Here is a 10836-nt window from a genome sequence, read left to right as displayed (position 1 = left end):
CCTCGCTCAACTCTCTTCGGTCGGGCTGGGCTCCGGGCGCGCGAGCACCTCACGGGCCGAGCGACGCGTCACCGCGAAGGCGCCCAAGCCCAGCACGGCCAGCTGGATCCCCAGTCGGAAGCGGAACGTCCACCACGACTTCAGGCGCACGAGCTTGTCGAAGTCGGTCGGAGAGATCGTCGCCGGGCGCTGCTCGACGCCGCTCGCCACGATGGCGTCCACGACCCTCGAGCGCACCGGCTGGTACAGCGCGTAGCCCGCGACGAGCACGGCGATGTTGGCGGCGATGACCTGGAGCGCGAACCACGGCGACGCGCGCCGCGCGAACAGGGCCTTGCTGCTCACCGCGACCAGGAGCGCCCCCAGGATGACGTGCGCGACGCCGAGCGGCAGGGCGACCTTCGAGATCGAGATCACGCCGTCCACGAAGGCTCGGGTCAGGATGTCTTGGGTCGCGTCACCGCGCAGCGAGCCGAACGCGGACGAGAACGGATTCCTGACGATCTCGATGGCGGCGAAGCCCTCCGCCGCCGCCGTCATGCCCACGAGCCAGAGCGTGACCAGCGCGATCACCAAGAAGATGGGCCGCTTCGGGGTGCTGTCTTCGTTCGGGTCCGCCACGCGAGCTCTCGACTAGCATGCCCCAGGGGAGCGTCAGAGCAAACCCGCGCGGCGGGCCGCCTCTTCGATGCCGCCGCCGCTCCAGGCGTCGGCCTCCAGCGTCTCGGTCGCCGCGGCCTTCACCTCGTCCGGTGCTTGGCCCATCGCGTAGCTCCGGCCGGCGGCCTTCAGCATCGAGATGTCGTTCACCCAGTCGCCCACGGCGACGGTCTCCTCCAGCGTCACGCCGTAGTGCTCGGCGATGCGCCCGAGGGCCGTGGCCTTGCTGACGCCCGCCGCGCGCACGACCATGCCCCAGCTCGCGTCGAGATCCTGGCGCGCCACCGAGAAGAAGCCGATCTGGATGTGGTCGCCCACGCGCTCGAAGATGCGCTGCGCGGTGGCGCGGATCTGCGCCTCCTCGCCCAGCGAGACCAGCGCCGCCACCGTGCGATCCTCGGCGAAATGGCTGGGATCGAGCACCCGGGGCAGGCGCACCGAGCGCTTGGACCAGAGGCCCACGAAGGGCAGGAAGGGGTCGCCGCGCTCGTCGTGGAGGATGGTGTCCTCCGCGAACAGGAAGGTGATCGGGTCGAACTCCTCGACGGCGTCGAAGAGCGGCTCCGCGGCCTCGCTGAGGATGGGGTGGGTGGCGATGGAGCTGTCGTCGCGGCAATCCACCACCTGGCTGCCGTCCAGGCAACCGACGGCCCCGGCCACGCCGATGCTGCGGGCGATCTCCCGGGTGCCCGAGTACATGCGCCCCGTGCACACGGAGACGTGGACGCCGCGCTTCGTGAGCTCTGCGATGGCTCGGTAGTCGCTCTCGTGCACCTGACCGCTCGAGTCGAGCAGGGTGCCGTCGAGGTCGGTGACGAGCAGCTTGAAGCGGGTCAGCTTGCCGTCACCGGATAGACGGAGACGCGCTTCTTGTCTTTGGTGGCGAATTCGTAGGCGACGACGCCGTCCACCAAGGCGAACAGCGTGTAGTCGCGGCCGACGCCGACGTTCTTGCCAGGCGCGATCGACTGCCCGACCTGGCGCACCAGGATGCCACCGGCGCGAATCGCTTCGCCGCCGTACACCTTCACGCCGCGGTGCTGCGCGTTCGAGCCGCGACCGTTACGAGTGGAACCGCCACCTTTTTTGTGTGCCATCGCTCAGCCCTCAGCCCTGAATGCCCGTGATCTTGACCGAAGTGAGCTCCTGACGGTGCCCCATCTTGCGGTGGTACTTCTTGCGGCGCTTGAACTTGAAGGTCGTGATCTTCTCACCACGGCCGTGCTCGACGATCTCGGCGCTGACCTTCGCGCCCGCGACGGTGGGCTTGCCCACCTTGATGCTGTCGCCGGAGATCATCAGCACCTCGGTGAACTCCACCTTGGTGCCGGGTTCGCCCGCGAGGTGCTCCACCACGAGGGTGTCGCCCTGGGCCACTCGATATTGCTTGCCGCCGGTGCGGATGACTGCAGTTGCCATCGGAAGGGCGCGGACCCTAGCTCGCAGGTCCGGGCCGCGCAAGACATGAGCGGATTTTCAGGGGAAGTCTCCCCACCGGCCTCCTGGCCGATTCTGCTTGCCCGGATTATGGAGTGAAACTATACAACCGGCATGATCTCGTTCGAGCCCACCGAGGACCAGAAGCTCATCACCGGCACCGTGTCCGATTTCGCGAAGGCGACGCTCTCGCCGCGCGCCCGAGAGTTCGAGAAAGCCCACGCCGTGGCCGCCGATGCTCGCAAGGCGGTGCACGAGATGGGGCTCAGCCTCGCCGCCGTGCCCGAGGCGCTGGGCGGACAAGGCCTTGGCCTGCTGACCGCGGTGATGATCAACGAGGAGCTCGCCTACGGGGATCCCGCCGCGCCCTTCGGGCTGCCGGGCTTCGGGTCCTACCTGCTCGCCGCGCAGGAGCTCGGCTCCGACGAGCAGGCCAAGGAGCTGCTCGCGCCCTTCGCCGATCCGGCCGCTCACGACACCTTCGGTGCCGTCGCCTGGAGCGAGAGGAAGCCGAACCGGGAGCGCGCCGGCTTCGTCACCAGCGCCAAGAAGGTCAGCGGTGGCTGGGAGCTGACCGGCGCCAAGGCCTTCGTCGGCAACGCCGACCTCGCGAAGTCCCTGATCGTGTTCGCACAGGTCGATGCCGCCGCAGGCTGGAACGGCATCGGCGCGTTCGTGGTGAAAAAGGAAAACCCCGGGCTGCGCGTGGCCGGGCGGCACAAGACCCTGGGCCTCGACTGCGGTCACTTCGGCGAGCTGGTGTTCGAGGCCGCCAAGGTCAGTGATGCCGATCGGCTGGAAGGGCGCGGCGACTTCATCGCGGCGTGCACGCGCTTCTTCGCCAAGTACGCGCTGATCGTGGCGTCGCGTCAGGTGGGCCTCGCGCGCCTCGCCTTCGACGTGTCGCGTGAGTACTGCGACATCCGTAAGGCATTCGGCAAGCCCATCGGCCACTTCCAGGCCATCGCCTTCACGCTCGCCGATCGCCACATGGACGCCGAGAGCGCCGGCGAGCTCGTGCGCCGAGCGGCCTGGTTCTGGGACAGCGGCAAGGAACCCGGTCCGTGCCTGCTCGCCACCGCGCAGGCCGTGGCGCACGCGCACCAGGTCGCGATGCGCTGCGCCGACGACGCGGTGCAGCTCCACGGCGGGGCCGGCTTCATGCGCGACGTGATCGTCGAGAAGCTGATGCGGGACGCCAAGCAGATGGCCCTCGCAGGTGCCACCGCCGAGCAGATGGACCAGCTCGCCGCGGCCGTGGAGCTGGGCATCCCGCTCGACCCCGCCCTGGTCTTACCCACCCCCGAGACGCAGGCCGTCCTGACTTGAGCGCCCACGAGGAGACCCGAAAATGATCGACTTCGAGCTGAACACGCAGCAGCGCATGCTCAAGGAAGCCCTGCACGACATGGGCAAGAGCGTCATCCGGCCGCAGAGCCTCGACTGGGATCGCGAGAAGGCCATCGCCCCCGACTTCTTGCGCAACTTCTACATGATGAGCCAGGCCCTCCGCGGGGAGAACAACCCGATGGAGGACTTCAACGAGGGTCCGAAGAACCGCGATCCGAACAAGCCGGTGCAGACCAACCGCACCGCCGCCGTCGGCGCCGAAGAGCTCGCGTGGGCCGACGCCAGCATCATGCTGAGCGTGCCCGGGCCGGGCCTGGGCGGTCCGCCGGTGCGCGCGACCGGCACGCCGGAGCAGCGCGAGCGCTTCTTCTCCATCTTCCGCGACATGAGCGCGGAGCTGCGCTGGGGTGCCTACGGCCTCACCGAGCCGGGCGCCGGCAGCGACGTCGGCGCCATCCGCACGAGCTGCAAGAAGGACGGCGACCACTACATCCTGAACGGCCGCAAGTGCTACATCACCATGGGCGGACGCGCCTCGTGGGTGGTGATCTTCGCCACCGTCGATCCCGCCCTGGGCCGCGCCGGGCACCGCGCGTTCGTGGTCGAGAAGGGCACGCCCGGTTTCTTCGTCGGCAAGATCGAAGAGAAAATGGGCCTGCGCGCCAACGAGACCGCCGAGCTCGTGCTCGAGGACTGCCGCGTCCCCGTCGCGAACCTCTTGGGCGGCGAGGAGAAGTACCAGTCCAAGGAGGGCTTCATGACCGCCATGAAGACCTTCGACAGCACGCGCCCGCTGGTCGCCGCCATGGCCTGCGGCATCGGCCGCGCGGCGTACGAATACGCGCGGGACTTCGTCAAGGACAACTACGTGCTCGGCCGTCCCATCCCGCGCTACGCCGCCATCGCCGAGCGCCTCGCGCGCGTCGGCCGCCAGCTCGAGGCCGCGCGCATGCTCACCTGGAAGGCCGTGTGGATGGCCGATCAGCACGTGCCGAACGCCAAGGAGGCCAGCATGAGCAAGGCCCTCGCGGGCCAGGCCGCCATCAACGCCTGCATCGAGGCCATCGAGATCTGCGGCGCCCACGGCTCGCTGTCCGAGGATCACGCGCTGCTCGAGAAGTGGTTCCGCGACATCAAGGTCTACGACATCTTCGAAGGCACCGGCCAGATCCAGCGCATCGTGATCAGCAAGCGCTTGCTCACGGATTTGAAGGCGTTCTGACTCACGTCGTGCGCTCCCTCGCCGACATCCACTGGCCGACCTGGAAGGCCAAGGACCTGGCCACCCTCTTGTTCGTGGTCCGCGACGGGCAGGTGCTCCTGATCCGCAAGAAGCGCGGGCTGGGCGCGGGCAAGATCAACGGGCCGGGCGGGCGAATGCACCCGGGGGAGACGCCGCTCGATGCGGCAATCCGCGAGGTCGTCGAGGAGGTGTGCGTGACGCCGCACGACATCAGCGAGTGCGGCGAGCTCCGCTTTCAGTTCGTCGATGGCTACTCCATCCACGTGCACGTGTTCCGCGCGGCGGGCTGCACCGGGGAGCCGAGCGAGACCGACGAGGCGATCCCGCTCTGGACTCCCGTTGAAGCCATTCCGTACGACGAGATGTGGGCCGACGACCGCATCTGGCTGCCTCTGATGTTCGCGGGGCGCCGGTTCTCGGGGCGCTTCGTCTTCGACGGCGACGCGATGCTGGATCACGCCCTCGAGACCTGACTCACGGCAAGACCTGCTCGCAGCGGAAGAACTCGAAGCCCGCGCATACGCAGCCCGGCTCGCCGCCCACGCACTTGCAGTCCGGCCCGCAGCTGCAGTCCACGCCCGCGTAGCTCGGCGCGCAGTCGGCGCGACCGATACACGCCGCTTCGCTCTCGAGCTCGCCGCAGGTCTCGTCCGCCGCGGGCAGGCAGCTCTTCTGGGCGACGTCGCAGTTGAAGCCGCCCAGGCAGTCGGACTCCACCGTGCAGCTCGCGGCGGTCGTGCACTGCCCGGAGCCAAACAAGCAGAAGAAGCCCGCGCCGCAGTCCGCGTGGGCCTGGCAGCCGGCGGCGTCGCTCGTGCCGGAGTCCACTCCGTTCGTCGCGGGCGGGCTCTTGCCCGGCGACGTGCAGTCGGACTGCTCCGAGTCGTCGTCGTCGAACGGGCCGTCCCCGTTGTCGTTAGCTTCGATGTAACACCCCGACGACAACAGCAAGCTCCCGAGAAATGCGAACACGAATGGCCTCGACATGATCTCCTCCAGTTCCTGGGCAGGAGACTCAGCAACCGGCGTGCCGCGTGCAGAGTCGCGGACTTGGCGCTCGGCTCGGCCGTCGCTACCCCGCCGCGCGGCAGGGCTCAGCCCTCCATCACCGCGTCACCAGCGCTGGCCCTCGGGCGCGCCCTCGAACGGCCTCGACCCGTTGTCGCGCCTCGCCGGCGCGGCGCCTCAGCGCCGCGTCCAATCTTCGAGCAGGAGACCACGGATGCGAGCCATCTGCCTCACGTTGCCGGTGACGAGAACCGCCCGATTGGCGAGCGCGTGGGCGGCTATCGCGGCGTCGAAGTCCTCGATTCTGGTCCCCGCTGCCTCGAGCGTCGCCTTGATCTCTCCGAAAGCGTCAGTGACACCGTCGGACCACTCGGCTCGCTTGAGCTCCGATCGCACGAGCTCGAAGCGCTCACGCAGCAGCTCTCTGCGCTTGGACCTGGGCAGGCGCGCGATTCCGTAAGCAATCTCCGAGAGCGCAGGCTGTGGGACTCCAACATCGTCCCGGGACAAGGACGCGAGGCGGGCCAGCACGCGGGCGTCACCCTCGAGGAGCGCCGAAACGACGTTCGTGTCGAGAACGTACTTCACAGCTCGACTGGGCGCTTGGAACGCCGGCTCCGTCGCACCACGCTCATGCTGTTTCTGAACGTCTCGAGCGTGTCCGGATCCAGCCGCTGCAGCGCCGCGAAGAAGCCTGGAGACCAACCGCGCGCGTCGACTTCGCGTTCGAGCGCCTGGATGATCAGCCGGTTGCGACTGATGCGCAGCGAACGTGCCTTCTCGTCGACCGCGTCGAGCAAGGGCTTTGGGATGTGAACGCTGGTGGGCATGCTATTTCAAATATACTCGTACTCGAGCACGGAGCAAGGCGGCGCGCTCGTTGCACACCCCGGAGAAGCTGCCCCACCGGACGAACCGCCGCCGCGTGCAGCGGCTCGACCCTCCGTCACCAGCGCTGGCCCTTGGGGGCGCCCTTGAGCGGGACGAGCCCCGGGATGGGCTCGTTGGGGATCTCGCTGGAGAGCTTGTCGTAGAGCTCCTTCATCGCCGCGAAGCGCTCGGGATCGCTCTTGGAGAGATCGTTCTCTTCCTTCGGGTCCTTCATCACGTCGAAGAGCAGCCACTCCGCGTCGTTGCCGAGCTCGATGATCTTCCAGTTGTCGTCGATGACCGCGCGGCGGCGGTCCATGATGTCGCAGCGCGGCAGCTCGGTCACGATGGGGCGGAGCTCCGCCGGCGCGCCGAACACCTCGGGCAAGAGGCTCTTGCCGCGAAACGGCGGGTCGTGGGGCAGGCCCATCAGATCCGCGAAGGTCGGCGCCAGATCGATGTGGCTGCGCGGCGTCTCGATGCGCCGCGGCTCGGCGCCGGGAACGTGGATGATCAGCGGCACGCGAACCAGGCTCTCCCAGACGTCGTAGGCGTGGCGGAAGCGCCCGCGCTCGCCGAAGCCCTCGCCGTGATCCGCCGAGATCACGATGACCGTATCCTTGCCCCAGGGCTGCTTCTGCGCCCAGTCGACCAGGTCGCCCACCCAGCGGTCGGTGAAGTGCACCTCGTTGTCGTAGAGCGCGCGGAGGTCGAGGCCCCAGTCCGGGCTCTCTTTGTGCTGGAAGTAGGTGTAGTGCGGATCGAGGAAGTGGAAGTACGCGAAGAAGCGCTTGCCGTCTTCTTGGCTCACGTTCTTCGGCACGCTCAGCATCGTCTTGGCCAGCTTGTTCAGGGACTCGCTGGTGACGTCCTCGACCCCGTGGATGTCGAGCTCGGTGCCTGGAAGGAGGCGGTAGTCGTCGAAGCCCTGGCCCATGCCCATCACGGGCTTGAAGTAGCCGTGCCCGTGCCCGGACAGCGTGCGGTGCCCAGCCTTCTGCGCGCGCTCGCCGAAGAACAGGTTGTCCGGCCCCCAGATGGTGAAGAAGAAGGCGTCGCGCTGCATCTCGCTCGGGTACTTGCCGACCAGCGCCGGCGCGACGCTCTTCGCGGTGTAGCTCGAGAGCGAGTAGCTGCGCGGATAGAGCGTGCTCTTCTTGGCGAAGGCGTCGAGCCAGGGCGCGATGGGCCGCTCGTAGCCTGTCCAGGGCATGTCCCAGCGCAGGCTGTCGATCAGGATGAACAGCACGTTGTAGGGCGGGCGCGCCTTGGGCTTCTCGACCTCCGGCAGGAGCTCGGGGCCGCTCACCGAGCCGAGGGGCGCCGCCCCGACCGGGGCGACCTCGAGGCTCGGCCCGGCGCTCTCGCGCGGCGTGCTCGGGCCCTTGGAGCAGCCGAAAACGGCGGCCAGCAGGGCGGGAAGGGCGAGGGCGCGGCGCACGGGAAGGGAATTGTGACCCGTCCCGCGCGGAGTGCCGCAATTTTCGTCCCTCAGCCCCTCTGAGACAGCACCGCCATCGTCGCCGCGTGCCGGGCGTCGAGGACCGCGCGGATCGCGTCCATCGCCTTGGCAGCCAGCTCGCTCTGGCTGTCGGCCATCCCCTGAATGTCTTCGCCGTTGGACTTCGCCCGCTCGGCGTTCATCCGAGCGGCGGCGCCGTCGGCCTCGCACTCCTTGGCCCGCGCGTCGTACATGGTCTTGACCGGGTCCGCGAAGTCACGCGCGGTCTTGCTGCCCAACTCGAGCCACTTCGAGGTCTGGCTGGTCGCCGCGGGAGCGTCCGAACCCGCCGGGGGGTTCGCTGGCGCGCTCGGGGTCGCGTTCGCGGGAGCGCTCGGGGTCGTGTTCGCCGGAGCGCTCGGGGTCGTCGGGGCGGAGGCGCTCGGGGTCGCGTTCGCGGGAGCGCTCGGGGTCGTGTTCGCCGGGGCGCTCGGGGTCGTCGGGGCGGAGGCGCTCGGGGTCGTCGGAGCGGGAGCGGTTGGACGGCACGCCTCGGGAGTTTCCTTGGCGGCGGGCTCGCTCGCAGTGCCTGAGCTCGTCGCGAGCGCGAACGCTCCCGCGGTCGCGGAGGCGCCGAGCATGACCCCTTGAACCACGGCACCGGTGCGGATCTCGTCTGCCTGCTCGCGCATCGACTCGACCTCCTTGGCCATCTGAGCCTGTCGAGACGCATCGAAGGCCTTCTTGACCTCCCGCATCCCCTCGCGGCTCTTCTGGAAGAACTCGGCGAGGGCTGCCAGCGCCGCCGTCGTCGCGTCCGTCCACCCCGCGGTCGGCTCCGGCAGAGGCGGAGCGCCCACGGCGCCCGGCGCGGACGGCGCTGCCTCACCGGGCACGCCGTTCACTGCTTTCGAAACGCCTCCGGTCATTGCTCCAATCGGGTTCATGCTCGCACCTCCATCAATCGAACCATCGTGTCGTGACGCTGTTCCATGATCTTGCCGACCGCCTCGCGTACCTTGCGGCGCGTCTCCATCGCGCCGCGGAGGAGGTCGATCTGATCTTCGATCTGGCTCTGCGCCTTGTCGGCGCGGTTGGTCGCTTCTCGCGAGTCGGCGTGGTGCTCGACCGCGTCGGCCTGGGCGTCGCCGGCGCGCACCACGAACACGGCCTGCGCGCCCGTCGCCCCGACGTTGGTGGCCTGGGCGGCTACTCCGGCGACCTGACATGCCTCGGCGGCCGTTCCCGTGGCGACGGTGGAAGTCGAGCCCGCCGCGCCTGCCGCGCCCACTGACCCGCAAGCCACTCCCGCGAGCGCCACGCAGTCGGACAGGTTCAGGTCGAACTCGCTGCCCCCGATGGACAACGTCGCGAGCTTGGTGTCGGCGCCGGTCTCCTTCATGGCGAAGCTGCCTGCGCTGCACGCGACCGCCACGAGGGCGAGCCCTGCCGGCGCTCCGGCTCCGGTTCCGATGGCGGCCGCGGCCGCGACGACGGTAGCGACGGTTGCGACCGTCTTGGCCTTGCTGGCCAGCTTGGACCAGAAGCCTCCCTCGTCCTCCTTCTCCCGGGCGTCGCGCAGCGACTGCTTGGCCTTCTCCAGCGAAGCCTTGCGGTTCGTCGAGAGCTGTTCGGCCCGCGAGCGTCCCGAGGTGAGCTGCATGTCGCCGATCTGCTGTTCGAGCGACGCGATCATGATCTCGGGGTCGGCGCCTCCCACGGCCGCCGGCGCGCTCGGCTGCGCCCCGACTCCTGCGACGGCGCTCATGACGCACCTCCCACCAGCTGCTGAAGGGCCTGCACGCCTGCCGCGATGTGCGGCTCGAGCTCGAGCTCGGCGAGCTCCGCGAGCTTGTCGCGGGCGCCGGACGAGTCTCCGGTCTTGGCCAGCGCGCGAGCGCACAGGAAGCCCAGCGTCGAGTCTTTGCCGCCGAGCCGGAAGCCCGCTTCGTACATCAGCGCGGCGGTCTCGGTGTCGTCGAGCTCCTCGTGGCATTTGCCGAGCCCCTGCCACGCCTCCGCGAACAAGGGCTCGACCAGGACCATGAAGCGGAAGACGTCGGCGGCGCGGCGGAAGTCGCCCTGCTCGAACAGCGCGTGTCCGGCCAAGTACATGGCCTGCAACTCCTCGCTGCTGAGCTCGACGCCCAGCGGGCGCCCTTCGTCGAAAGCGCTGGTGACCATCTCACGACCCCCGGATGTTGCCGATGGCGTTCTTGGCCGGCTCGTTCAGGGCCGCGATCACGTTGCTCGCGAGCTGCAAGACCTGGCTGCGGTGCTGCATGAGCCCCTGAATGCGGATCATGGTGAGCTCGGTGCTCGAGGTGAGCGCCGTCACCTTCGCGTCGACGTCCAGAGCCACGCTCTCGATGAAGTCGGAGGTGCTCGCATCGCCGAAGTTCTTGATGTTGGCTTCGATCTTGGCGAGTCCCTTGGTGAGCAGATCCGCGACGTCGGTCAGTCCAGCCTTGTTCGCCTTCTCGATCAGCTCCTCGAATTTTGCCTTTTGCTCCGGGCCGGTGGAGTTCTTGACGCTGCGGATCCCGGCCGAGATCTCCTGCATCGCTGCGCCCATCTCCTTCTTGAGGGTGATGTCCTTCATGTGCGCGCTGAGCTCGGCGTCCGTGCTCTTGAGCTTCGCCTCTGCGAACAAGTACATCTCTTCGGCGGTCAGGAACGTGCCGATGCCGAGCATCGCGTCGAGCTTGGCGTCGAGCTCGGCGGCCTCGAGCATCGACTTCATCGTCGCCTTCGCGCCCTCGGCGGTGGCAGTGGTGTAAGCGGGCGGTTGGCCCTGCGAGACGTTGTTGGTACCCATGATCGTTCT

The 10836-nt window shown here is 68.6% G+C and carries 15 protein-coding genes; 3 read left to right on the top strand and 12 right to left on the bottom strand.

Annotated elements, in window-relative coordinates:
- Nucleotides 1-6: 6 nt before the first annotated feature.
- The 4 genes from HS104_23395 to rplU are packed head-to-tail and all read right to left on the bottom strand — an operon-like array spanning nt 7 to nt 2079.
- Nucleotides 7-621, bottom strand: coding sequence for a hypothetical protein (locus tag HS104_23395; protein MBE7482910.1), 615 nt, complete (start codon nt 619-621; stop codon nt 7-9).
- Between the two features lie 33 nt (nt 622-654).
- A complete protein-coding gene (locus tag HS104_23390; GenBank protein MBE7482909.1) occupies nt 655-1548 on the bottom strand; it encodes an HAD family hydrolase in 894 nt (297 codons plus the stop codon).
- The gene (gene rpmA, locus HS104_23385) at nt 1494-1757 is read right to left on the bottom strand and encodes a 50S ribosomal protein L27 (protein MBE7482908.1); all 264 of its coding nucleotides are present in this window, start codon (nt 1755-1757) and stop codon (nt 1494-1496) included. The genes HS104_23390 and rpmA overlap by 55 nt, the downstream gene beginning before the upstream one ends.
- 10 nt (nt 1758-1767) lie before the next feature.
- The gene (rplU, locus tag HS104_23380) at nt 1768-2079 is read right to left on the bottom strand and encodes a 50S ribosomal protein L21 (protein ID MBE7482907.1); all 312 of its coding nucleotides are present in this window, start codon (nt 2077-2079) and stop codon (nt 1768-1770) included.
- A 132-nt stretch (nt 2080-2211) separates the two neighbouring features.
- On the opposite strand from rplU, the gene HS104_23375 reads away from it, so the two are divergent.
- Genes HS104_23375 through HS104_23365 form a run of 3 tightly spaced genes read left to right on the top strand, consistent with a single transcriptional unit; the run spans nt 2212 to nt 5163 of the window.
- A complete protein-coding gene (locus HS104_23375; protein MBE7482906.1) occupies nt 2212-3426 on the top strand; it encodes an acyl-CoA dehydrogenase family protein in 1215 nt (404 codons plus the stop codon).
- 22 nt (nt 3427-3448) lie between these two features.
- Nucleotides 3449-4669, top strand: coding sequence for an acyl-CoA dehydrogenase family protein (locus HS104_23370; GenBank protein MBE7482905.1), 1221 nt, complete (start codon nt 3449-3451; stop codon nt 4667-4669).
- A gap of 8 nt (nt 4670-4677) precedes the next feature.
- Complete coding sequence (locus HS104_23365) at nt 4678-5163, top strand: 8-oxo-dGTP diphosphatase (GenBank protein MBE7482904.1); 486 nt, start codon at nt 4678-4680, stop codon at nt 5161-5163.
- 1 nt (nt 5164) lies between these two features.
- On the opposite strand, the gene HS104_23360 is transcribed toward HS104_23365, so the two are convergent.
- The 8 genes from HS104_23360 to HS104_23325 all read right to left on the bottom strand — a co-directional run bounded on the left by HS104_23360 (nt 5165) and on the right by HS104_23325 (nt 10827).
- Nucleotides 5165-5677: a hypothetical protein gene (locus HS104_23360; GenBank protein ID MBE7482903.1), complete on the bottom strand. Its 513-nt coding sequence runs from the start codon at nt 5675-5677 to the stop codon at nt 5165-5167.
- 198 nt (nt 5678-5875) lie between these two features.
- The gene (locus HS104_23355) at nt 5876-6286 is read right to left on the bottom strand and encodes a PIN domain-containing protein (protein ID MBE7482902.1); all 411 of its coding nucleotides are present in this window, start codon (nt 6284-6286) and stop codon (nt 5876-5878) included.
- Nucleotides 6283-6498, bottom strand: a complete 216-nt coding sequence (locus HS104_23350; GenBank protein ID MBE7482901.1) for a hypothetical protein — start codon at nt 6496-6498, stop codon at nt 6283-6285. The genes HS104_23355 and HS104_23350 overlap by 4 nt, the downstream gene beginning before the upstream one ends.
- Before the next feature lie 146 nt (nt 6499-6644).
- The gene (locus HS104_23345; GenBank protein MBE7482900.1) at nt 6645-8009 is read right to left on the bottom strand and encodes a sulfatase; all 1365 of its coding nucleotides are present in this window, start codon (nt 8007-8009) and stop codon (nt 6645-6647) included.
- A gap of 50 nt (nt 8010-8059) precedes the next feature.
- Nucleotides 8060-8956: a hypothetical protein gene (locus HS104_23340; GenBank protein MBE7482899.1), complete on the bottom strand. Its 897-nt coding sequence runs from the start codon at nt 8954-8956 to the stop codon at nt 8060-8062.
- Nucleotides 8953-9777 (bottom strand): hypothetical protein, encoded by an 825-nt coding sequence (locus HS104_23335; protein MBE7482898.1) that lies wholly within the window; start codon nt 9775-9777, stop codon nt 8953-8955. The genes HS104_23340 and HS104_23335 overlap by 4 nt, the downstream gene beginning before the upstream one ends.
- On the bottom strand, nt 9774-10193 hold the full coding sequence (locus HS104_23330; protein ID MBE7482897.1) for a hypothetical protein: 420 nt from the start codon (nt 10191-10193) through the stop codon (nt 9774-9776). The genes HS104_23335 and HS104_23330 overlap by 4 nt, the downstream gene beginning before the upstream one ends.
- 1 nt (nt 10194) lies before the next feature.
- Nucleotides 10195-10827 carry a hypothetical protein gene (locus HS104_23325; GenBank protein MBE7482896.1) on the bottom strand — a complete coding sequence of 211 codons (633 nt, stop codon included), beginning with the start codon at nt 10825-10827 and terminating at the stop codon, nt 10195-10197.
- Between the last annotated feature and the right edge of the window lie 9 nt (nt 10828-10836).

It is taken from the genome of Polyangiaceae bacterium (assembly GCA_015075635.1).
Lineage (GTDB): Bacteria > Myxococcota_A > Polyangia > Polyangiales > Polyangiaceae > JADJKB01.
The sequence above is the reverse complement of the archived record's forward strand: the minus strand, read 5'-3'. Positions and strand labels throughout refer to the sequence as shown.